Here is a 20,240-nt window from a genome sequence, read left to right as displayed (position 1 = left end):
CGCCCAGCCCGGGGCCGGGAAAACCCATTCCGTCCGGAAGCCGTCGCGGGCCCTTCACAGACGCATTTCAGGAGTATCGGAACCGTGTCATCGGCAGACTCGACGCCGCCCTGGCTGACCCTGGTGGGCATCGGCGAGGACGGTTATCCCGGCCTCGGCAAGCAGGCCCGGCGTGCCCTGCTGCAAGCCAGCCGGATCGTCGGCGCGGCGCGCCAGCTGGAACTGCTGCCGCCGTGCATCGGCGCCGCCCGCGAAACCTGGCCGACGCCGTTCTCCCTGGAACCATTGCTGGCCCGGCGCGGCCAGCCGACCTGCGTGCTGGCCAGCGGCGACCCGATGCTGTTCGGCGTCGGCGCCAGTCTCGCCCGGCAACTGCTGGCGACCGAACTGCGGGTCCTGCCGGCGCCCTCCTCCCTCTCGCTGGCCGCCGCCCGCCTCGGCTGGGCCCTGCAGGAGGTCGCCTGCCTGTCGCTGGTGGCGCGCCCGCTGGCGGCGCTGCAGGCACAGGTCCACGACGGCCGGCGCCTGCTGGTCCTCAGCAACGACGGCGACAGCCCGGCCGCCATCGCCCGCCTGTTGAACGCCCGTGGCTTCGGCGCCAGTCGCCTGAGCGTGCTGGAACACCTCGGCGGGCCGCTCGAGCGCCGTCTCGACGGCCTCGCCGGCGACTGGTCGCTGCCGCGCGCCGCCGATCTCAACCTGGTGGCGGTGGAATGCCGCGCCGGCGCCGGCGCCGTGCGCCTGCCGCTGACCCCGGGCCTGGCCGACGAGGCCTATCGCCACGACGGCCAGTTGACCAAGCGCGACGTCCGCGCCGTGACCCTGGCGCGCCTGGCGCCCTGCCCCGGCGAGCTGCTCTGGGACGTCGGCGCCGGTTGCGGCTCCATCGGCATCGAATGGATGCGCGCGCACCCCAGTTGCCGGGCGATCGCCATCGAAGCCAACGACGAGCGCCAGGAACATATCCGCCACAACCGCGACGCCCTAGGCGTACCGACCCTGCACCTGGTCGCCGGCAGCGCCCCGGAGGCGCTGCTGGAACTGCCCGAGCCGGACGCCATCTTCATCGGCGGCGGGGTCACCGCCGAGGGCGTGCTGGAAACCTGCTGGAAGCGCCTGCGGCCCGGCGGCCGCCTGCTCGCCAACGCGGTCACCCTGCAGAGCGAACGGGTGCTGCTCGACTGGCAGCAACGCCTGGGTGGCGACCTCACCCGCCTCGGCGTCGCCCACGCGCGACCGCTGGGCGGTTTCGACACCTGGCGCCAGGCCTTGCCGATCACCCTGCTGGAATTGCGCAAGCCCGCCGCCAGGAAGCCTCCCCGCGATGCGTGAGGAAACCCCCGAGCAGCCCGCGCCGTTGCGCAGCGGCTACACCACCGGCAGTTGCGCCACCGCCACCAGCCTGGCGGCGGCGCGCCTGCTGCTGGGCGGCACGATCAGCGACGCGGTGCAGATCGTCCTGCCCAAGGGCCAGCAGGTGCTGATGCGCCTGGAATTCTGCCGCGCCTGGGAAAACGGCGCGGAAGCCGGCACCCTCAAGGATGCCGGCGACGATCCCGACGTCACCCATGGCGCCCTGGTGTTCGCCCGGGTGCGCCTGAGCGCCGAGCCTGGCGTGCGCTTCCATGCCGGCCCCGGGGTCGGTACGGTGACCCGCCCGGGGCTGACCCTGGCGGTCGGCGAGCCGGCGATCAATCCGGTGCCGCGACAGATGATCGAACGCCACCTCGCCCAGCTCGCCGCCGAACGGGGCTACGCCGGCGGCTTCGAGGTCGCCATCGGCGTGGAGGGCGGCGCCGAGCTGGCGCTGAAGACCATGAACCCGCGCCTGGGCATCCTCGGCGGGCTGTCGATCCTCGGCACCAGCGGCATCGTCCGGCCGTTCTCCTGCTCGGCCTATATCGCCTCGATCCATCAGGGCATCGATGTCGCTCGCGCCAACGGCGTCCGTCACATCGCCGCCTGTACCGGCAACGCCAGCGAGGACGCCATGCGCCGGCGCTATGCGCTGCCGGAGATCGCCCTGATCGAGATGGGCGACTTCGCCGGCGCGGTGCTCAAGCACCTGCGCAGGGCGCCGGTGGAAAAGCTCAGCCTGTGCGGCGGCTTCGGCAAGATCAGCAAGCTCGCCGGCGGCCACCTCGACCTGCACAGCCGCCATTCCAGCATCGACCTGCCGCAATTGGCCGGCTGGGCCGCCGCGCTCGGTGCCAGCACCGCGCTACAGGACAGCATGCGCGCCGCCAACACCAGCCAGCAGGCGCTGGCCCAGGCACACGCCGAAGGCGTGGCCCTGGGCGATGCGGTCTGCGCCCACGCCCTGCGCTTCGCCCGCGGCATCGTGCCCACCGAGGTGGCGCTGGAAGTCTTCGCCATCGACCGCCAGGGCAACCTGGTCGGCCAGGCCTGCGAGGAGCGCCGATGAAGCGCCTGTTGCTGCTCGGCGGGATCGGTGAGGCCCTGGCCCTCGCCCGCCGGCTCGGTCCGGCGCATCTCTACAGCCTCGCCGGGCTGGGCAAGGTGCCCGGCGACCTGGCCTGCCGGGTCCGGGTCGGCGGCTACGGCGGCGCCGAAGGGCTGGCGGCGTTCATCGACGAGCAGGGCTTCGACCTGCTGGTGGACGCCACCCACCCCTACGCCGCACGGATCAGCCAGAACGCCGTGCGCGCCGCGCGACTGGCCGGAGTGCCCTGCTGGGCGCTGCGCCGGCCCGGCTGGCAGGCCGGGCCCGGCGACGACTGGCGCGAGGTAGCCGACTGGCGCGAGCTGATCGCCGCCCTCGCACCCTTCCGCCGTCCGCTGTTCACCCTCGGCCGCGAACCGCTGGAGCATCTCGGCCAGGTCCCGCCGCACCAGCACTGGACCGTGCGCTGCCTGCAAGGCCAGCCGGCCGCGCCGCGCGCCAAGGTGATCGGCGCGCGCGGGCCGTTCAGCCTGGATGGCGAACGGGCGTTGTTCGAGCGCCTCGCCTGCGACGTGCTGGTGAGCAAGAACAGCGGTAGCCAGGCCACCGAGCCGAAGCTCCAGGTGGCGCGGGAAATGGGCCTGCCGGTGCTGGTCCTGGCGCGCCCGGCGCTGCCGCCGGCGGACCGCGAGTTCGCCGACGGCGAGGCGCTGCTGACGGCGATCCGCGATTGGGAAAGCGCCTGAAGCGAACGCCCACCCACTCGCTGCGACCTGTCCCGCCTCCGTCTCCGGCGCCGCTCACGCCGCGCTGAGATGCTCGTAGAGAATGGTCGCGCCGACCAGGATCAGCACCACCCCGCCGACCATCTCCGCGCGCTTGCCGGTCACTGCGCCGAGCGCCCGGCCGAGCATGGTGCCGAGGGTGACCATGGTCATGGTGGCCAGGCCGATGGCACCGGCGGCGAGGAAGATGTTGACGTCGACGAAGGCCAGGCCGACGCCCACCGCCAGCGCGTCGATGCTGGTGGCCAGCGCCGTCACCGCGAGAATCCAGAACGAATGCTGGCCGGGCTTTTCCTGTTCCGTCTCATGATCCGCGCGCAGGCCGTTGTGGATCATGTGCAGGCCGAGCAGCACCAGCAGGACGAAGGCGATCCAGTGATCCCAGTCGGCGACGAACTGGCTGGCGGCCTGGCCAAGCAGCCAGCCGACCAGAGGGGTGATGGCCTCGATCACGCCGAAGATTATCCCGGTGCGCAACGCCTCCGACAGGCGCGGCCGATCCAGGCTGGAGCCCTTGCCGATGGCCGCGGCGAAGGCATCGGTGGACATGGCGAAGGCGAGGAAGATCAGGGAAACGGGATTCACGCGGATACTCCAGCCGGGCATGAGTCAACGACATGACCCCGCGGCCCGGCTTCGGCGCAGGAATGTCGTTGGTCTCACCAATCCGGTTGGATGCGCTGGCCATGGCAGGTTGCCAAGAATGTTGACCAGCGCGCCGTCAACGGGTGACGGCAGGCTACTCCCCAAGGAAGGCCGGCAGCATAGCAGGCCGGCGTGAAGAAAATGTGATGACCCGGGAAGCTGCGCCAGGGCGTGGGGTCCGGCGAAGAAAGACTGCACAAGCGAATTGTTATAGTATAACATTTTATTCAATCCAGATCGTTCAAGGCTTGACTGGAAACGGTGCGGATGTTCCCATCCGGCCCGTTCCAGGTGCCTCCTGCCGCCGCGCAGGAGGTGAAACGGGAAGCCGGTGCGTCACTTCGGTGATCAGTCCGGCGCTGCCCCCGCAACGGTAAGCGAGCGAAATCCTCTTCAGGCCACTGTGCTCCAGCATGGGAAGGCGAGGATTTCACGACCCTCGCAAGCCCGGAGACCGGCCTGCAACGCCCTGTTGGCACACCCGCGGTGGGCGGGAGCGAGCCGGTTGTTCGAGGCGCTGTCGCGCCTGCGATTTCCTGCGCGTTCCGTCCTGCCCGGTCATGAGATGGAACGCCCATGCCCCGCTTCAGCCGTTTGCGCACCGAGCCTTTCGCCCTCGGCCTCTCCACCAGCCTGCTGCTGGTACCGCCCGCCCTCGCCGAAACCGAGGAAGCCGCCCTCGCCCTGCCCAGCCAGTTGGTCAGCGTTCGCCAGGATCCCGCCGAACTCGACCACATCGACCTCGCCACTCCGGTCAGTGCCGGTTCGCGCCTGGGCCTCAGCGCCCTGGACACCCCGGCGAGCACCAGCAGCATCAGCGGCGAGGAAGTTCGCCGACGCAACAACCCCAGCGTCCAGGCCGCCGTTACCCGCAGCCCCGGCATCAGCTTCATCGGCACCCCCGGAGATGGCGGTACCGGCCTCTCGGCGCGCGGCTTCAGCGGCCATGCATCGGTGATGCAACTGTTCGACGGCACGCGCCTGTACACCGGCATGGGCACGGTGAACTTCCCCAGCGATCCGTGGATGGTCGAGCGCATCGACGTGATCCGCGGCCCGGCCTCGGTGCTGTACGGCGAAGGCGCCACCGGCGCGGTGATCAACGTGGTGCCGAAGAAGCCTTTCGCCGGCGAGATCCGCAACCACCTGCGCCTCGGCTACGGCTCCTACGACAACCGCCAGTTGGCCCTGGACAGCGGCGGCTCGCTGACCGACAGCCTCAGCTACCGGCTCAACCTGAACCAGCAGCAGAGCCACGGCTGGATCGACCGTGGCGACTCGCGCAACCTGGGCATCAGCGCGGCGCTGCGCTGGCAGGCCAGCGACGATCTGGCCTTCACCCTCGCCCACGACTATGGCGACCAGGAGCCGATGAACGACTTCGGCACCCCGCTGGTCGGCGGCAAGTACCACAAGCGCCTGCGCGAGAAGAACTACAACGTGCGCAACGACGTGCAGCGCTACAACGACCAGTGGACCCGCCTGACCAGCGACTGGAGCCTTTCCGACAGCGTCACCGCGAGCAACCAGCTGTACTACATCAAGGCCCGCCGCCACTGGCGCAACGCCGAAACCTACGAATGGGACGTCCCGCGCGAAGAGCTGTTGCGCAAGGACTACCTGCGCATCAGCCACGAGCAGGAGCAGATCGGCGACCGCCAGACCTTCGCCTTCCAGCACGCCCTGTTCGGCCTCGACAGCCGCACCCTGGTCGGCGCCGAGTACAACCGCATCCGCTTCCGCCTGACCAACAACATATCGCCCTATACCGATGTCGGCGGCGACTACATCGACCCCTGGCATCCCGCGCCCGGCTACTTCGAAAGCCGCTCGCCCTACCGGCCGCACTCGCGCAGCCAGACCCGCACCTTCGCCCTGTTCGCCGAGAACCGCCTGCAGCTCAACGAGCGCCTGTCGCTGGTGACCGGGGTGCGCCGCGACCAGAACCATATCGACCGCGACGACCTGCTCACCGGCACCCGCAGCGACCGCAGCCTGCAGGGCGGCAACTGGCGCGCCGGGCTGGTCTTCGCGCTGACCCCGGAACTGTCGCTGTACGGCCAGTACTCCACCAGCGAAGACGGTGTGAGCAACCTGATCACCCTCAACGCGGCCCAGCAGCAAATGGACCTGACCCACTCGAAGCAGACCGAGGTCGGCCTCAAGCAACTGTTCCCGGACGGTCGCGGCGAATGGACCCTGGCCGCCTACCATATCGTCAAGAAGAAGCTGCTCAGCGCCAACCCGCTGCCGCCGCACGACGCGCAGCAGGTCGGCCAGCAGAGTTCGGACGGCCTGGAGGCCAGCCTGGAATTGAACCTGGCCCAGGACTGGCGGCTGTCAGCGAACGCCGCGCTGGTGCGTGCCGAATACGACGACTTCGACGAAACGATCGACAAGCAGACCTACTCGCGCAACGGCAACCGCCCCAGGAACGTGCCACGGCGCACCGCCAACCTCTGGCTGGACAAGTCCTTCGCCGAGACCCTGCGCGTCGGCGCCGGGCTGCGCTACGTCGACCGGCGCTACGCCGACGCCGCCAACCAGGCCAGCCTGCCCGGCTACACGGTGGTCGACGCCAACCTGGGCTGGCGGGTACGGCCGGACCTGACCCTCGGCCTTGAGCTGTACAACCTGTTCGACCGCCAGTACGCCCTGGCTGACAACAACAACGGCCAGCAATGGATCATGGGCCAGCCGCGCTCGTTCAACGTCACCGCCGACTTCAGTTTCTGAAGCCGGCACCGCGGCAATCGTCTCTGCTGAACCACCGGACCTGCGAGTAGCCATGTCGTCCCTTCACCTCGATGCCCTGCACTGGTCGCCCGACGCCTCCACCGAGTTGCTGCGCGGCGTGCACCTGGAAGTCCCGGCCGGCAGCTTCGTCGGCCTGATCGGCCCCAACGGCAGCGGCAAGACCAGCCTGCTGCGCTGCGCCTTCCGCTATGCGCGACCGCAGCGCGGCCGGGTGGTGCTCGACGGCGACGACCTCTGGCGCCAGCCGCCGCGCTGGGCCGCCCGGCGTATCGCGGTGGTGTTGCAGGAGTTCCCCGAGGACTTCGGCCTTGCCGTCGAGGACGTGGTCGCCATGGGCCGCACGCCGCACAAGGGCCTGTTCGACGGCCACGGCGCGGACGACCGCCAGCGGGTCCGCCAGGCGCTGCTCCAGGTCGGTCTCGAAGGGCGTGCCGCGAGCCCCTTCGCCAGCCTCTCCGGTGGCGAGAAGCAGCGCGCCCTGCTGGCTCGCGCGCTGGTCCAGGAACCGCGCCTGCTGATCCTCGACGAACCGACCAACCACCTCGACCCGCGCTACCAGCTGGAGCTTCTGCGCCTGCTGCGCGGCCTCGGCCTGAGCACCCTGGCGAGCTTCCACGACCTCAACCTGGCGGCGGCCTTCTGCGACCGCCTCTACGTGCTCGACGGCGGGCGCATCGTCGCCCAGGGCACGCCGACCGAGGTGCTCGACGCCGACCTGCTGTGGCGGGTGTTCGGCGTCCGCGCCCTGGTCGACCGCCACCCCCTCGCCGACCACCCGCGCCTGACCTGGATTACCCAAGCATGAAGCACCCGATCCTGCACCACCTGCTGCTCGGCGCCCTGCTCGCCTGCGCCGATGCCGCGCTGGCCGAGCGCTACCCGCTCAGCGTGCGCAGCTGCGAGCGCGAAGTGACGTTCGAGCGCGCGCCGTCGCGCGCAGTCAGCCACGACATCAACCTCACCGAGATGATGGTCGCCCTCGGTCTGCAGACGCGCATGGTCGGCTATACCGGCATCAGCGGCTGGTGGAAGAATGCCGATCCCGGATTGATCGCCGCGCTCAAGCCGCTGCCCGAGCTGGTGGCGCGCTACCCCACGGCGGAAACCCTGCTCGATGTCGACGCCGACTTCTTCTTCGCCGGTTGGGGCTACGGCATGCGCGTCGGCGGCGACCTCACTCCGGCCAGCCTGGAGCCGCTGGGGGTGAAGGTCTACGAGCTGAGCGAATCCTGCGCGCAGATCGGCGAGCCGCGCCGCGCCAGCCTCGACGAGCTGTACCGCGACCTGCGCAACCTGGGACGGATCTTCGACGTCGAACCGCGCGCCGAGCGCCTGGTCGCCAGCCTCCAGGCACGCATCGAGCGCGCCCGCGCCGGCATCCCGGCGAACACCGAGGCGCCGCGGGTGTTCCTCTACGACAGCGGCGAGGACCGCCCCTTCACCTCTGGCCGCCTGGGCATGCCGCAGGCGCTGATCGAGGCCGCCGGCGGCCGCAGCGTGACCGACGACGTGGCGGCCAGTTGGACCCAGGTCAACTGGGAAAGCGTGGTCGCCCGCGATCCGCAGGTCATCGTCATCGTCGACTACGGCGAGACCAGCGCCGCGCAGAAGCAGCGCTTCCTCGAAGAGAACCCGGCGCTGCGCAGCCTGACCGCGATCCGCGAGCGACGCTTCATCGTCCTGCCCTATAACCAGGCCACGCCGGGCATCGGCAACGCCGCGGCGATAGAAACCCTGGTCGCCGGCCTCCACCCTCGGGCGCCACGTCCATGACCCTGTTCCGCAGCCCTCGCGCCTATTGCCTGTTGCTGGGCAGCCTGGTCATGTTGCTCGGCCTGTCCTGCGTGGTCGCCCTCGGCTTCGGTCCGGCGCGACTGGACAGCGGCCTGGTCGGCCGCATCGTCCTCCAGCGCCTGTTCGGCGTGGCGGCGGAGCCCGGTGCCTGGAGCGCCGGCCAGGAGCACATCGTCTGGCTGATCCGCGCCCCACGGGTACTGCTCGGCGCCTGCGTCGGCGCCGGCCTGGCGCTGGTGGGAGCGGCCCTGCAGGCGGTCACGCGCAATCCGCTGGCCGATCCGCACCTGCTCGGCGCCACCTCCGGCGCGACCCTCGGCGCGGTGTTGGTGGTGCTCTACATCGGCGAGGTGATCGGCCTGCTGACCCTGCCGCTGGCGGCCTTCCTCGGCGCCCTCGGCAGCATGCTGCTGGTGCTCGGCGTGGCCAGTCGCGGCGGCCGCCTGGGCAGCGACCGGCTGTTGCTGGCGGGGGTCGCGGTGTCGTTCGTGCTCCTGGCGCTGGCCAACCTGCTGCTGTTCCTCGGCGACCACCGCGCCGCCTCCTCTGTGCTGTTCTGGATGCTCGGCGGCCTCGGCCTGGCGCGCTGGTCGTTGATCTGGCTGCCGGCGCTGTGCGTGGCCGGCGGCCTGCTGGTACTGCTCGGGCTGGGCCGTGCGCTGAACGCGCTGATGGCCGGCGAACAGACCGCCGTGACCCTCGGCCTGGACGCCCGTCGCGTACGCCTGTGGGTCTTCGTCTGCTGCTCGCTGCTGACCGGCGTGCTGGTCTCGGTGAGCGGCGCCATCGGCTTCGTCGGTCTCATGCTGCCGCACGCCGCGCGCCTGCTGGTGGGTGCCGAGCACCGCCGACTGCTGCCGGTGTGCGCCCTGCTCGGCGCGCTGTTCCTGGTCTGGATGGATGTCGCCGCGCGTACCCTGATCGCCCCCCAGGACCTGCCCATCGGCATCGCCACCGCGGCCATCGGCGGGCTGTTCTTCATTCTCCTGCTGCGTCGCCGCAGCTGATCAGAACAGATCCAGCGGGATCTTCAGGTAACGCACCCCGTTGCCTTCCACCGGCGGCAGGTTGCCGCCGCGCATGTTGACCTGGATCGCCGGCAGCATCAGGGTCGGCATGCCGAGGGTGGCATCGCGCTGCTGGCGCATGGCGACGAACGCCTCCTCGTCGACGCCTTCGCGGACGTGCACGTTGTGCCGGCGCTGCTCGCCGACGCTGGTTTCGCAGCGGTGCTCGTCGCGGCCGGGAGCCGTGTAGTCGTGGCACATGAACAGGCGGGTCGCGTCGGGTAGCGCGAACAGGCGCTGGATCGAGCGATACAGCTGGCGCGCGTCGCCGCCGGGGAAATCGCAGCGGGCGGTGCCGTAGTCGGGCATGAACAGGGTATCGCCGACGAAGGCGCTGTCGCCGACCAGGTAGGTCATGCACGCCGGGGTATGCCCCGGGGTATGCAGCGCGCGGCATTCCAGGGCGCCGATGCGGAACGACTCGCCGTCCTCGAACAGGTGCTCGAACTGGCGGCCGTCCACCGGGAACGCCTCGCCGAGGTTGAACAGGCCGGAGAATTTCGCCTGCACCTGGGTGATTCGCGCGCCGATGGCCAGGCACCCGCCCAGTTCGCGCTGCAGGAAGATGGCCGCCGACAGGTGGTCGGCGTGCACGTGGGTCTCCAGCAGCCATTCCACCTGCAGGTCGTGCTGGCGAACGTGGGCGATCAGGCGTTCGGCGCTGGCATGGCTGGTGCGCCCGGCGGCCGGGTCGTAGTCGAGCACCGGGTCGACGATGGCGCAGGCGCGGCTGGACGGGTCGCGCACCACGTAGCTGTAGGTGGAGGTGGCCGGGTCGAAGAAGGCAGTGATGTCGGGTTTCAACATGGAGGTTCCTTGCGCGGCGTGCTGACGGCGACCGCGCCATGGCTACGGATCGTCCCACCATAGCCAACCCGGGCCCGGCGTACCAACCCACAGGTTTGTCAGGAAGCTACCGGACCGCCTCAGAGCAGCAGGGCGGCCCAGGCCGATGCCAGCAACAACAGCGCCATGCCCTGGTTGAAGCGTTTCATCAGCGACGGCGAGCGCAGCAGCCGCGCGCTGCCGACGCCGAGCAAGGCCCAACTGGCCAGGCACGGCAGCGAAACCAGGAAGAACAGCAATGCCAGCAGGCCGATCCGCCCGGCCTGTCCGGCGCCTTCCCCGGCGAACAGTGCCAGCGCGGCGAGGGCCATCATCCAGGCCTTGGGATTGACCAGTTGCAACGCCGCGCCGCCGAGCACGCCGAGGCGCCGCGGCGGCTCCGCGCCGTCGATGCCGCCCGCGCTGCGGAACAGGCTCCAGGCCAGGTAGCTGAGCCAGCCGACGCCGAGCCAGGCGAGCCCCTGCTGGAGCAGCGGATGGCGTCGCAGCAACTCGCCCAGGCCGAGCCCGAGCAGCAGGATCAGCGCCGCCACCGCCGCGCAGGCGCCGAGCACGATCGGCCAGGCGGCGGCCAGGCCGTGGCGCTGGCTGTTGCTCAGGACCAGGATGTTGGTCGGTCCGGGGGTGATCGAGGCGACGACGGCGAACAGCAGGAAGGGCACGAGGGATTGCATGGACGGGCTCCTGTGGCGGGGGAGCCTTCATCCTGGCGACGCGCCGGGCCTCAGTCTGGAAGCTGGGTGCACTGCCGGCGGTAGGCCGCCGGGGTCATCCCGTAGGCGCGCCGGAACCAGCGGCCGAGATGGCTCTGGTCGGCGAAACCGAGAGCGCTGGCGAGGTCCGCCGGTTGCCCGCCGACAGCGAGCATCTGCCGCGCCTTGGCCAGGCGCAACTGGACCAGGTAGGCGTAGGGTGGCAAGCCGTAGGCGGCCTTGAATGCACGGTTCAGGCGGAAGCGGTCGGTGCCGCAGGCGCTGGCCAGCTCGTCCAGGCCGATGTCCTGGTAGAAGTGCGCATGCAGGTAGTCGCGGGCTTTCTGCGCCACCAGCGGCAGGCGCGGATCGAATGGCTTCGCCTCGCGCCAGCCGAGGTGCACGCGCAGCCGCTCCAGCACCAGCTCCAGGGCGGTCTGCCGCAGCAGTCGCAGCTCGCGGCCATGCAGGACGCGGAAGGCCTGGGCGATGGCCAGGGTCAGGCGCGGGTCTTCGGTGAGGTTGGCGTGGAAGCCGGGGTCGCGGTCGCTGGGCGCATCGTCGAAGGTCGCCCGCAGTTCGCGCCGCAGCCAGTCCGGCTGCAGGTACAGCATCGAGTAGGTGAAGCCGCCGGCGATCGGCGCGCGACCGTCGTGGATCTCCCCCGGTTCGACCAGGAATACCTGGCCGGCGGTGCTGTCGTGTCGGCGTCGGCGGCAGTTGAATTGCTGCACGCCGATCTCGGTGTAGCCGATCAGGTAGCTGTCGTGCCAGTGCGGATCGTAGGCGTGGCCCTCGAAATGGGCGCGCAGGGTCTCGATCCCGGTCTCGGCGTCGCGGGCCAGGTCGATCCAGTCTCGGCTCCCCATCGTGCGTCAGGTCTTCCCACTCGTTGGTTTCGTCGCCGCGACTATAACGCGCCCGTCCCGGGGTTCTAGAAGATTCGTGCAGGCGGCTGCGCTCCTCCGGAGGCGGGAATTGATCGGCGTTTCTGGACAATCTATCCAGGCCGCCGCGATTACTCCGCAAGGCCGCCCTCCCTAGACTGGGTTCTCCACTCACCGCAGGAGAAACACCCCATGGTCGACCACTCCATCAAAGGCAAGACCGTCCTCATCACCGGCGGCGCCAAGAACCTGGGCGGGCTGATCGCCCGTGATCTCGCCGCCCACGGCGCGAAGGCGATCGCCATCCACTACAACAGCGCCGCGAGCAAGGCCGATGCCGACGCCACCGTCGCCGCGCTGCAGGCAGCCGGAGCCAAGGCGGTAGCGCTGCAGGGCGATCTCACCAGCGCCGCGGCCATGGAAAAGCTGTTCGCCGACGCCATCGCCGCGGTGGGCAAGCCGGACATCGCCATCAACACCGTCGGCAAGGTGCTGAAGAAACCCATCACCGAGATCAGCGAGACCGAATACGACGAGATGAGCGCGGTCAATTCCAAATCTGCGTTCTTCTTCCTGCGCGAAGCCGGCAAGCACGTCAACGACAACGGCAAGATCTGCACCCTGGTGACCTCCCTGCTTGGCGCCTATACCCCGTACTACGCCGCCTATGCCGGCACCAAGGCGCCGGTGGAGCACTTCACCCGTGCCGCTTCCAAGGAGTTCGGCGCGCGCGGCATCTCGGTCACCGCGGTCGGCCCGGGCCCCATGGACACGCCCTTCTTCTACCCCGCCGAAGGTGCCGATGCGGTGGACTACCTGAAGAACGCCGCGGCCTTGTCGCCGTTCTCCAAAACCGGCCTGACCGACATCGACGACGTGGTGCCGTTCATCCGCCACCTGGTCAGCGAAGGCTGGTGGATCACCGGCCAGACCATCCTCATCAACGGCGGCTTCTCCACCAAGTGAGCCACGCAGCGGCCGCCACGGCGGTCGCTGCCTGCCTGCGGAAACCCTTCATGCACGTGACCCTGGTAATCGCCGGCGGCATCGTCCTGCTCGGCCTGTTCCTGCTCTTCGGCAAACTCTGGGATGCCGGGCCGGCGCTCGCTGCCGGCCTGTTCCTGCCGACCTGGCTGGCCGTCGCGCTGGTCAACCTGTGGGTCGGCGTCCAGCACGCTGGCTACGGCTTGCGCGAAGAACTGCCGATCCTGCTGCTGGTCTTCCTGGTCCCGGCGGCACTGGCCGGCGTGGCGATCTGGCTGGCGCCGCGCTAGGCGGCGGCGCTTCAGACGCGGAAACGGCCGACCAGCCGCGCCAGTTCCGAGGACAGCTCGGACAGCCGGCGGCTGGCCCCGGTACCCTGCTCCGAATGTTCCGCCGCCTGGGCGGAAAGCTCGCGCACCTCGCTGATGTTGCGGGCGATTTCGTCGATTACCCGGCTCTGCTCCTCGCAGGCCGAGGCGATCTGCGCGGCGAGGTCGTTGATCCGCCCCACCGCGTCGCCGGTGGCGGCCAGCACGCCGTCGACCCCGGCGGCGCGCTCGACGCTGTCGCGCGCCTTGAGGCTGCCCGACTGCATGGCCCGCACGGCGTTCTGCACCCCGGCCTGGAGGCGCTCGATGCGCGCCTGGATGTCCTTGGTCGAATCCTGGGTGCGCGCCGCCAGCGCCCGCACCTCGTCGGCCACCACGGCGAAACCGCGCCCCTGCTCGCCGGCCCGCGCGGCTTCGATGGCGGCGTTGAGGGCGAGCAGGTTGGTCTGTTCGGCGATGCCCTTGATCACCGTCAGCACCGCGTCGATGCTGGCGGTTTCCTGGGCCAGTTGCTGGATGCTCTCGGAACTGCTCTCCACTTCCTGCGCCAACTGGCGGATCACCTCGATGGTCGCTTCCACCACGTTGGCGCCCTCGCGCGCCTGCCGGCGGGCGTCATCGGCCACCTGCGCGGCGCTCTGGGCATTGCGCGCCACCTCGTGGACGGCGCTGCTCATCTGCGTCGCGGCGGTGCTGACCTGGTCCACCGATGCGTGCTCGCTGTTGATCAGACGATCGTTGGCGGCGGTCATGCCGGCCAGCGAACCGGCTGAATCGGCGACCTCGCCGGTGACCCGGCCGACCTCGCGGATCAGCGGCTGCAACTTGTCGAGGAAGGCGTTGAAGGCGCTGCCGAGGCGGCCGGGTTCGTCGCGCGAAGTGACCTCCAGGCGCACGCGCAGGTCGCCATCGCCGTTGGCGATCTCTTCCAGGCGTTGCAGCAGACGCTGCAACGGACGGGTCACCAGGCCGGGGAACACCAGCACCAGCGACAGGCACACCAGCAGGCCGAACGCCACCAGCGCCACCTGCTGCCAGCGGTGGCGCTCGCCCAGCGCGGAGGACGCCTCGCCGTCGGCGGCCGCGGCCGCCTCTTCCATCTCGTCGAGCTGGTTGATCACCTCGCGCATCGCCCCGAACTGGCGATCGCTGTCACCGTAGCTGAGCTGCGCCGCGGCGCTCGGACCGCTGGCCGCCAGGCTCAGCACCCGCGCCGAGGTCGCGCTCCAGAGGGCATAGCCGCGCTCGAACTCGGCGACCTTGGCCAGTTCCGCCTCGCCCGGCTGCATCGCCGCGTACTGGCGCACCCGATCCAGGGCCTGCTGCAGGTTTTCCGCGTGATCGTTCCTCAGGCCGGCGATCTGCTCGGCGCTCAGGTGGCCCTCGAGCAGGCTGCGCTCGGCGACGAAGGCCTGGTAGAGATCGCGGTCGGCGTTGAGTAGCAGGGCGATGCCGGGGAGAAAACGCTTGCCCAGGCGCTGGTTGGACTCGTTCAGCTGGGCGATGCCATGCACGCCGAGCGCGCCCACCAGCAGCAGAAGCACCGCCAGCAGGAGGATCGGCAGGGCGATTTTCCTGCGGAACGACAGGTTAGCGAACCATTGCAGCATGCCGGCATCCTCGCTCGTGGCTTTCCAGGCTATCGGTCGCAGCACGACCGATCTTGAGCGACCGTACGTCCGTGCCAGTAGGAATCAGACTAGCAGGCGCAGGGTTTCGAACAGGCGCCGGTCATCCTTCTTCGCCGAGCGGGCGTGGCGGCGGATCACCTGCAGCAGGCACTCGACGAAGCATTGCGCCGGATTGCTGAGGGCTCCGCCGCGCCGGGTGATGATGCCCAGCCGTCGTGGCTCGAAGGTTTCCCGCAGCGCCAGCGGCACCACCCGGCCGAGCAACGGCGGGGCGGCGCCTATGATCGCCGGCACCCAGGTGCACATGTCGGCCTGCTCCACCAGGGTCTGCAGGATCGCCACGGAGTGCGCGCGGACGATGCGCCGCTCGTCGATCAAGGCGCCGTGGCGCCAGAACAACTCGCGCATCAGGGCGTCGTGGCCGTCGCCGGTGTAGTTCAACGCCCAGTCCTGTTCCAGCAGCTCGTGGATCGAGCCGCAACCCGCCAGCGGATGCCCCTGGCGGACCAGCACCGCGGTGTCGTAGTCGAGCAGCTTCTCGCAGGCGAACTCCTGGGCCGCCTGGGCGCCGTGCAGCGGGCCGATGGCGAAATCCATGCTGCCGTCGCGAAGCAATGGCTGGGCCACCGCCATCAGGCTTTCGAAAAGCTCCAGGCGCACCTCCGGCATGCGCTCGCGGAACGCCTGCACCGCCTCCGAGAGGAAGGTCAGCGCCACCCAAGGCGTCACCCCGATGCACAGCCGGCCGCTGGCCTGGCCACGCAGGTGGTCGAGTTCGACCTGCGCGTGCTCCAGTTGCTTGAGCACCAGCCGGGCGTGGATCAGCAGCGCCTTGCCGTATTCGGTGAAGGTCAGGCCGCTGGGCGTGCGGACGAACAGCGGCAGATGCTGTTCGGTTTCCAGTTCGCGCAGCGCGCGGGTCACGGCCGCCTGGGAAATCCCCAGGACGCGGGCGGCGGCGCGGATGCCGCCGGCGTCGGCACTGGCGACCAGGGCTTGCAACTGGTGGAGTTTCACGGGCTTACCGAGGTGACAACGAAAGGTTGTCATCATAGCCAAAGCGAGCCTCCCCGCCAGTCCCCCGCTTGCCTACCATCGGCTTCGACAACGCCCCGCCGCCCACCGGTCGGAGCCCTTGAGGAGAACAAGAAGAATGACCGAGCCTGCCGTCCTGCCCGCCATCGCGGCGCTGCGGGAAGAGATGGTTACCTTGCGCCGCCATATCCATGCCCACCCGGAGTTGGGTTTCGAGGAACGGCGAACCGCCGCGCTGGTCGCCGAATGCCTGGAGGCCTGGGGCTACCAGGTCAGCCGTGGAGTGGGTCGCACCGGCGTGGTCGGCACCCTGTGCCGCGGCGAGGGCCCAGCGCTGGGCCTGCGCGCCGACATGGACGCGCTACCGATCCAGGAAGCCACCGGCCTGCCCTACGCCAGCCAGGTGGACGGCGTGATGCACGCCTGCGGCCACGACGGCCACACCGCGATGCTCCTCGCCGCGGCCAGGCACCTGGTCGAGTCGCCGCGCTGGCGCGGCACCCTGCAACTGATCTTCCAGCCTGCCGAAGAGGGCCTCGGCGGTGCCCGCGCGATGCTCGACGACGGGCTGCTGGAGCGCTTCCCCTGCGACGCCATCTTCGCCATGCACAACGTCCCGGGATACCCCGTCGGCCACCTCGGCTTCCATCCCGGCCCCTTCATGGCCTCGGCCGATACCGTGGTCATCCGCGTGATCGGCAGCGGCGGCCACGGCGCGGTGCCGCAGCGCACCGTCGACCCGGTGGTGGTCTGCTCCGCCATCGTGCTGGCCTTGCAGAGCATCGTCTCGCGCAACGTCGACCCGCAGGACACCGCGATCGTCAGCGTCGGCGCGATCCATGCCGGGACGGTCTCCAACGTGATCCCGGCCAGCGCCGAAATGATCCTCAGCGTCCGGGCCCTGACCGCGGAAACCCGTGCCCTGCTGGAGCGCCGCATCGGCGAACTGGCCCGCGGCCAGGCCGCCAGCTTCGGCGCGCGGGCGGAGGTCGACTACCGGCATTGCCATCCGGTGCTGGTCAACCATCCCGGGCAGACCGCGTTCGCCCGCGAGGTGGCCCGCGACTGGCTGGGCGAGGAATGCCTGATCGACGGACTGCGGCCGTTCACCGCCAGCGAGGATTTCGCCTTCATCCTCGAACGCTGTCCCGGCAGTTACCTGGTGATCGGCAATGGCCAGGGCGAGAGCGGCTGCCAGTTGCACAACCCCGGCTACGACTTCAACGACGACTGCCTGGCCGTCGGCGCCAGCTACTGGGTGCGACTGGCCGAGCGCTTCCTGGCCTGAGCCAGGGTTTTCAACGGGCGCGCGGCCTGGCGCGCGCGGATCGACAGAGGACAACCACAATGACAAGAACCCTCGGCAGCATCGCCCTCTCCCTCCTCCTCGCCGCACCGGCCGGCGCCGCCGACTGGACAGGCAAGGTCCTGCGCCTGGGCGTCGACCCGACCTACCCGCCGCTCGAATACAAGCAGCCGGACGGCCGCCTGGCAGGCTTCGGCATCGAGATCGGCGAAGCCCTCTGCGCGGAGCTGCGAGCCCGCTGCGAATGGGTCGAAAGCAACTGGGACGGCATCATCCCGGCGCTGCTGTCGCGCAAGATCGACGCCATCGTCTCGTCGATGACCATCACGCCGAAACGCGCACAGCACATCGCCTTCACCGACCGCGTCTCCAACGCGCCGAGCCGCCTGGTGGTACGCCGTGGCTCGGCGCTCCTGCCCGACGCCGAGAGCCTGCGCGGCAAGCGCGTGGGGGTCGGCCAGGGCTCCAACCAGGAGGCCTACGCCAAGGCCGAATGGGCCGCCAAGGGGGTGCGGGTCGTCTCCTACCAGAACCAGGAACAGGTCTACGCCGACCTCGTCATGGGCCGCCTCGACGCCTCGCTGCAAGGCGCGGTGCAGGCCAGCTACGGCTTCCTCGACAAGCCGGTCGGCAAGGATTTCGAACTGGCCGGAGCGGTGCTGGACGACCCTCGCTACTTCGGGGTCGGCGACGGCATCGGCCTGCGCAAGGAGGACGTGGCGCTGCGCGAGGACCTGAACAAGGCGCTGGCGACGATCCGCGCCAACGGAACCTACGCGCGAATCAACGCCCGCTACTTCGATTTCGACCTCTACGGCACGCCCTGAACGGCGTCCGGCCGCTTTTCACCTCGACCGACAACAACAAGCAATGGAGAGTGAAATGTTCCTCGACGGCTTCGGCCCGCAGATACTCGCCGGCACCCTGGTGACCCTGAAACTGGCGCTGGGCTCCCTGCTCGGCGCCGTGCTCATCGGCCTCCTCGGCGCCAGCGCCAAGCTCGCCGCCAACCGCCCGCTGCGCGCCCTGGCCAGCGGCTATACGACGCTGATCCGCAGCGTCCCCGACCTGGTCATCATGCTGTTGCTGTTCTTCAGCCTGCAGATCCTCCTCAACCGCGTCACCGACGCCCTCGGCATCGGCCAGGTCGACATCGACCCGTTCGCCGCCGGCTGCGTCACCCTGGCGTTCATCTATGGCGCCTACTTCACGGAAACCTTCCGCGGCGCCTTCCAGGCGGTCCCGGCCGGCCAGGTCGAAGCCGCGCAAGCCTACGGCATGGGGCGCTGGCGAGTGTTCCGCCGGGTACTCCTGCCGCAGATGCTGCGCTACGCCCTGCCGGGCATCGGCAACAACTGGCAGGTGCTGGTCAAGTCCACCGCGCTGGTCTCGATCATCGGCCTCGGCGACCTGGTCAAGGCCACCCAGGACGCCGGCAAAGGCACCCTGCAGTTCTTCCACTTCACCCTGGTCTGCGGGCTGATCTACCTGGCCATCACCGCAATCTCCAACGCCGCGCTGCTGTGGCTGGAGCGGCGCAGCTCGCTGGGCGTCAGGAGGCCGCTGCCATGAACGCGGTACTCGACGAATACTGGCAGGCCTACCTGTGGACCGACGGCCTGCAACTGACCGGACTGGCGATGACCCTGTGGCTGCTGATCCTCGCCGTGGCGCTTGGCTTCCTGCTGGCCATCCCGCTGGCAGTGGCGCGGACCTGCGGCAACCCGCTGCTGCGCTACCCGGTCTGGCTCTACACCTACGTGTTCCGCGGCACCCCGCTGTACATCCAGTTGCTGTTCTTCTACACCGGCGTCTACAGCCTGAATGCCATACGCGCCCAGGACTTTCTCAACGCGTTCTTCCGCGACGGCTTCAACTGCACGGTGCTGGCCTTCGTCCTCAACACCTGCGCCTACATGACGGAAATCTTCGCCGGCGCGATCAGGAACACGCCCCACGGCGAAGTGGAAGCGGCGCGCGCCTACGGCATGGGCGGCTTCACCCTCTACCGGCGCATCGTCCTGCCCTCGGCGCTGCGCCGGGCACTGCCGTACTTCAGCAACGAAGTGATCCTGATGCTGCACTCCACCTCGGTGGCGTTCACCGCCACCGTGCCGGACCTGCTCAAGGTGGCCCGCGACGTCAATTCCGCCACCTATGCGCCGTTCCTGTCCTTCGGCATCGCCGGCGCGCTCTACGCCGGCACCGCCTTCCTGCTGATCTGGCTGTTCCGCCGCGGCGAGCTGCGCTGGCTGGCCTACCTCAGACCGCAAACCCACTGACCTCTCCCGGAGACACGCGCATGTACAGCCTGCAGGTCGAAGACATCCACAAGCGCTACGGCAGCCATGAGGTGCTCAGGGGCGTTTCGCTCAGGGCCGGCAAGGGAGACGTGATCAGCATCATCGGCTCCTCCGGCTCGGGCAAGAGCACCTTCCTGCGCTGCGTCAACTTCCTGGAAAAGCCCTGTGCCGGGCGCATCCGCGTCGGCGACGAGGAACTGCGCACCCGTCCCGGCGCCCTGGGCGAGCTGCGCGCCGCCGATCCCCGGCAGTTGCAGAGGATCCGCAGCCGGCTGGCGATGGTCTTCCAGCATTTCAACCTGTGGAGCCACCTGACGGTGCTGGAGAACGTGGTCGAGTGCCCGGTCAACGTCCTGAGAATGAACCGCGACGACGCCGTGGCCCGCGCGCGCCACTACCTGGCCAAGGTCGGCCTGGCGGAGAAGGTCGAACGGCAGTATCCCTGCGAACTCTCCGGCGGCCAGCAACAGCGCGTGGCGATCGCCCGCGCCCTGGCCATGGAGCCGCAGGTGATGCTGTTCGACGAACCGACCTCGGCGCTCGATCCGGAACTGGTCGGCGAAGTGCTGAAAGTCATGCAGCAGTTGGCCGAGGAAGGTCGCACCATGGTCCTGGTCACCCACGAGATGGCCTTCGCCCGCCAGGTTTCCAGCCATGTGATCTTCCTCCACCAGGGCGTGATCGAAGAGCAAGGGACGCCGGACCAGGTGTTCGGCGCGCCGCGCAGCGAGCGCCTGCGCCAGTTCCTCGCCGGCAACCTGAAATGAGCCCGGGA

At 69.6% G+C, this 20,240-nt stretch carries 20 protein-coding genes and 2 riboswitches; of the genes, 14 read left to right on the top strand and 6 right to left on the bottom strand.

All coding sequences use genetic code 11. From position 1 onward, the window contains the following. Positions 1 to 84 precede the first annotated feature (84 nt). The 3 genes from JHD77_RS01985 to JHD77_RS01975 are packed head-to-tail and all read left to right on the top strand — an operon-like array spanning position 85 to position 3,150. Positions 85 to 1,332 carry a bifunctional cobalt-precorrin-7 (C(5))-methyltransferase/cobalt-precorrin-6B (C(15))-methyltransferase gene (locus tag JHD77_RS01985; protein WP_016253211.1) on the top strand — a complete coding sequence of 416 codons (1,248 nt, stop codon included), beginning with the start codon at positions 85 to 87 and terminating at the stop codon, positions 1,330 to 1,332. Further along, positions 1,325 to 2,425: a cobalt-precorrin-5B (C(1))-methyltransferase gene (locus tag JHD77_RS01980; RefSeq protein ID WP_003114022.1), complete on the top strand. Its 1,101-nt coding sequence runs from the start codon at positions 1,325 to 1,327 to the stop codon at positions 2,423 to 2,425. The genes JHD77_RS01985 and JHD77_RS01980 overlap by 8 nt, the downstream gene beginning before the upstream one ends. Further along, entirely contained in the window at positions 2,422 to 3,150 is a 729-nt protein-coding gene (locus tag JHD77_RS01975) for a cobalt-precorrin-6A reductase (protein ID WP_016253210.1), read from the top strand. Before JHD77_RS01980 ends, JHD77_RS01975 begins: the two co-directional genes overlap by 4 nt. 54 nt (positions 3,151 to 3,204) lie before the next feature. Here the strand turns inward: JHD77_RS01975 and mntP are convergent, their stop codons facing one another. Then, positions 3,205 to 3,774: a manganese efflux pump MntP gene (gene mntP, locus JHD77_RS01970; RefSeq protein ID WP_003122506.1), complete on the bottom strand. Its 570-nt coding sequence runs from the start codon at positions 3,772 to 3,774 to the stop codon at positions 3,205 to 3,207. A gap of 6 nt (positions 3,775 to 3,780) precedes the next feature. After that, positions 3,781 to 3,949: riboswitch (yybP-ykoY riboswitch) on the bottom strand. A 157-nt stretch (positions 3,950 to 4,106) separates the two neighbouring features. Continuing rightward, a riboswitch (cobalamin riboswitch) is annotated at positions 4,107 to 4,311 on the top strand. Between the two features lie 99 nt (positions 4,312 to 4,410). Between mntP and JHD77_RS01965 the strand changes: the two genes are divergently transcribed. The 4 genes from JHD77_RS01965 to JHD77_RS01950 are packed head-to-tail and all read left to right on the top strand — an operon-like array spanning position 4,411 to position 9,392. After that, complete coding sequence (locus tag JHD77_RS01965) at positions 4,411 to 6,570, top strand: TonB-dependent receptor (protein ID WP_015649119.1); 2,160 nt, start codon at positions 4,411 to 4,413, stop codon at positions 6,568 to 6,570. Between the two features lie 52 nt (positions 6,571 to 6,622). Then, entirely contained in the window at positions 6,623 to 7,396 is a 774-nt protein-coding gene (locus JHD77_RS01960) for an ABC transporter ATP-binding protein (protein WP_003091019.1), read from the top strand. Continuing rightward, the gene (locus tag JHD77_RS01955) at positions 7,393 to 8,364 is read left to right on the top strand and encodes an ABC transporter substrate-binding protein (RefSeq protein ID WP_003118070.1); all 972 of its coding nucleotides are present in this window, start codon (positions 7,393 to 7,395) and stop codon (positions 8,362 to 8,364) included. The genes JHD77_RS01960 and JHD77_RS01955 overlap by 4 nt, the downstream gene beginning before the upstream one ends. Next, positions 8,361 to 9,392 (top strand): FecCD family ABC transporter permease, encoded by a 1,032-nt coding sequence (locus tag JHD77_RS01950; protein ID WP_003101425.1) that lies wholly within the window; start codon positions 8,361 to 8,363, stop codon positions 9,390 to 9,392. Before JHD77_RS01955 ends, JHD77_RS01950 begins: the two co-directional genes overlap by 4 nt. Here the strand turns inward: JHD77_RS01950 and JHD77_RS01945 are convergent, their stop codons facing one another. The 3 genes from JHD77_RS01945 to JHD77_RS01935 all read right to left on the bottom strand — a co-directional run bounded on the left by JHD77_RS01945 (position 9,393) and on the right by JHD77_RS01935 (position 11,859). After that, positions 9,393 to 10,259 (bottom strand): MBL fold metallo-hydrolase, encoded by an 867-nt coding sequence (locus JHD77_RS01945; RefSeq protein ID WP_003101427.1) that lies wholly within the window; start codon positions 10,257 to 10,259, stop codon positions 9,393 to 9,395. A 119-nt stretch (positions 10,260 to 10,378) separates the two neighbouring features. Next, positions 10,379 to 10,972 carry a LysE family translocator gene (locus tag JHD77_RS01940; RefSeq protein ID WP_003114018.1) on the bottom strand — a complete coding sequence of 198 codons (594 nt, stop codon included), beginning with the start codon at positions 10,970 to 10,972 and terminating at the stop codon, positions 10,379 to 10,381. A 50-nt stretch (positions 10,973 to 11,022) separates the two neighbouring features. Beyond that, on the bottom strand, positions 11,023 to 11,859 hold the full coding sequence (locus tag JHD77_RS01935) for an AraC family transcriptional regulator (RefSeq protein WP_003091026.1): 837 nt from the start codon (positions 11,857 to 11,859) through the stop codon (positions 11,023 to 11,025). A 210-nt stretch (positions 11,860 to 12,069) separates the two neighbouring features. Between JHD77_RS01935 and JHD77_RS01930 the strand changes: the two genes are divergently transcribed. Both JHD77_RS01930 and JHD77_RS01925 read left to right on the top strand, forming a co-directional pair. Continuing rightward, on the top strand, positions 12,070 to 12,843 hold the full coding sequence (locus JHD77_RS01930; protein WP_003101432.1) for an SDR family oxidoreductase: 774 nt from the start codon (positions 12,070 to 12,072) through the stop codon (positions 12,841 to 12,843). A 50-nt stretch (positions 12,844 to 12,893) separates the two neighbouring features. After that, the gene (locus JHD77_RS01925; RefSeq protein WP_003101434.1) at positions 12,894 to 13,151 is read left to right on the top strand and encodes a hypothetical protein; all 258 of its coding nucleotides are present in this window, start codon (positions 12,894 to 12,896) and stop codon (positions 13,149 to 13,151) included. A gap of 11 nt (positions 13,152 to 13,162) precedes the next feature. On the opposite strand, the gene JHD77_RS01920 is transcribed toward JHD77_RS01925, so the two are convergent. Both JHD77_RS01920 and JHD77_RS01915 read right to left on the bottom strand, forming a co-directional pair. Further along, complete coding sequence (locus JHD77_RS01920; RefSeq protein ID WP_031756501.1) at positions 13,163 to 14,800, bottom strand: methyl-accepting chemotaxis protein; 1,638 nt, start codon at positions 14,798 to 14,800, stop codon at positions 13,163 to 13,165. Between the two features lie 84 nt (positions 14,801 to 14,884). Beyond that, a complete protein-coding gene (locus JHD77_RS01915; protein WP_003119833.1) occupies positions 14,885 to 15,874 on the bottom strand; it encodes a LysR family transcriptional regulator in 990 nt (329 codons plus the stop codon). Positions 15,875 to 15,974: 100 nt separating this feature from the next. Here JHD77_RS01915 and JHD77_RS01910 point away from each other — a divergent pair, with 100 nt between their 5' ends. The 5 genes from JHD77_RS01910 to JHD77_RS01890 are packed head-to-tail and all read left to right on the top strand — an operon-like array spanning position 15,975 to position 20,232. Beyond that, positions 15,975 to 17,144 carry a M20 aminoacylase family protein gene (locus JHD77_RS01910; protein ID WP_003101441.1) on the top strand — a complete coding sequence of 390 codons (1,170 nt, stop codon included), beginning with the start codon at positions 15,975 to 15,977 and terminating at the stop codon, positions 17,142 to 17,144. Between the two features lie 59 nt (positions 17,145 to 17,203). Beyond that, complete coding sequence (locus JHD77_RS01905; protein WP_003101442.1) at positions 17,204 to 17,989, top strand: ABC transporter substrate-binding protein; 786 nt, start codon at positions 17,204 to 17,206, stop codon at positions 17,987 to 17,989. 55 nt (positions 17,990 to 18,044) lie between these two features. Next, positions 18,045 to 18,734, top strand: coding sequence for an ABC transporter permease (locus JHD77_RS01900; RefSeq protein WP_003091034.1), 690 nt, complete (start codon positions 18,045 to 18,047; stop codon positions 18,732 to 18,734). Further along, on the top strand, positions 18,731 to 19,444 hold the full coding sequence (locus JHD77_RS01895) for an ABC transporter permease (RefSeq protein WP_003091035.1): 714 nt from the start codon (positions 18,731 to 18,733) through the stop codon (positions 19,442 to 19,444). The genes JHD77_RS01900 and JHD77_RS01895 overlap by 4 nt, the downstream gene beginning before the upstream one ends. Before the next feature lie 20 nt (positions 19,445 to 19,464). Next, entirely contained in the window at positions 19,465 to 20,232 is a 768-nt protein-coding gene (locus JHD77_RS01890) for an ABC transporter ATP-binding protein (RefSeq protein ID WP_003091036.1), read from the top strand. Positions 20,233 to 20,240 lie beyond the last annotated feature (8 nt).

Origin of the sequence: Pseudomonas sp. P20, assembly GCF_016463925.1 — a bacterium.
Taxonomy (GTDB): domain Bacteria; phylum Pseudomonadota; class Gammaproteobacteria; order Pseudomonadales; family Pseudomonadaceae; genus Pseudomonas; species Pseudomonas aeruginosa.
This window is presented reverse-complemented; position numbering and strand designations above follow the sequence as displayed.

Bases quoted from the DNA above. Each gene is read 5' to 3' on its own strand.
- JHD77_RS01980 (WP_003114022.1), top strand. From the start codon at position 1,325: ATGCGTGAGGAAACCCCCGAGCAGCCCGCGCCGTTGCGCAGCGGCTAC.
- JHD77_RS01975 (WP_016253210.1), top strand. From the start codon at position 2,422: ATGAAGCGCCTGTTGCTGCTCGGCGGGATCGGTGAGGCCCTGGCCCTC.
- JHD77_RS01965 (WP_015649119.1), top strand. From the start codon at position 4,411: ATGCCCCGCTTCAGCCGTTTGCGCACCGAGCCTTTCGCCCTCGGCCTC.
- JHD77_RS01960 (WP_003091019.1), top strand. From the start codon at position 6,623: ATGTCGTCCCTTCACCTCGATGCCCTGCACTGGTCGCCCGACGCCTCC.
- JHD77_RS01955 (WP_003118070.1), top strand. From the start codon at position 7,393: ATGAAGCACCCGATCCTGCACCACCTGCTGCTCGGCGCCCTGCTCGCC.
- JHD77_RS01950 (WP_003101425.1), top strand. From the start codon at position 8,361: ATGACCCTGTTCCGCAGCCCTCGCGCCTATTGCCTGTTGCTGGGCAGC.
- JHD77_RS01945 (WP_003101427.1), bottom strand. From the start codon at position 10,259: ATGTTGAAACCCGACATCACTGCCTTCTTCGACCCGGCCACCTCCACC.
- JHD77_RS01940 (WP_003114018.1), bottom strand. From the start codon at position 10,972: ATGCAATCCCTCGTGCCCTTCCTGCTGTTCGCCGTCGTCGCCTCGATC.
- JHD77_RS01935 (WP_003091026.1), bottom strand. From the start codon at position 11,859: ATGGGGAGCCGAGACTGGATCGACCTGGCCCGCGACGCCGAGACCGGG.
- JHD77_RS01930 (WP_003101432.1), top strand. From the start codon at position 12,070: ATGGTCGACCACTCCATCAAAGGCAAGACCGTCCTCATCACCGGCGGC.
- JHD77_RS01925 (WP_003101434.1), top strand. From the start codon at position 12,894: ATGCACGTGACCCTGGTAATCGCCGGCGGCATCGTCCTGCTCGGCCTG.
- JHD77_RS01920 (WP_031756501.1), bottom strand. From the start codon at position 14,800: ATGCTGCAATGGTTCGCTAACCTGTCGTTCCGCAGGAAAATCGCCCTG.
- JHD77_RS01915 (WP_003119833.1), bottom strand. From the start codon at position 15,874: ATGATGACAACCTTTCGTTGTCACCTCGGTAAGCCCGTGAAACTCCAC.
- JHD77_RS01910 (WP_003101441.1), top strand. From the start codon at position 15,975: ATGACCGAGCCTGCCGTCCTGCCCGCCATCGCGGCGCTGCGGGAAGAG.
- JHD77_RS01905 (WP_003101442.1), top strand. From the start codon at position 17,204: ATGACAAGAACCCTCGGCAGCATCGCCCTCTCCCTCCTCCTCGCCGCA.
- JHD77_RS01900 (WP_003091034.1), top strand. From the start codon at position 18,045: ATGTTCCTCGACGGCTTCGGCCCGCAGATACTCGCCGGCACCCTGGTG.
- JHD77_RS01895 (WP_003091035.1), top strand. From the start codon at position 18,731: ATGAACGCGGTACTCGACGAATACTGGCAGGCCTACCTGTGGACCGAC.
- JHD77_RS01890 (WP_003091036.1), top strand. From the start codon at position 19,465: ATGTACAGCCTGCAGGTCGAAGACATCCACAAGCGCTACGGCAGCCAT.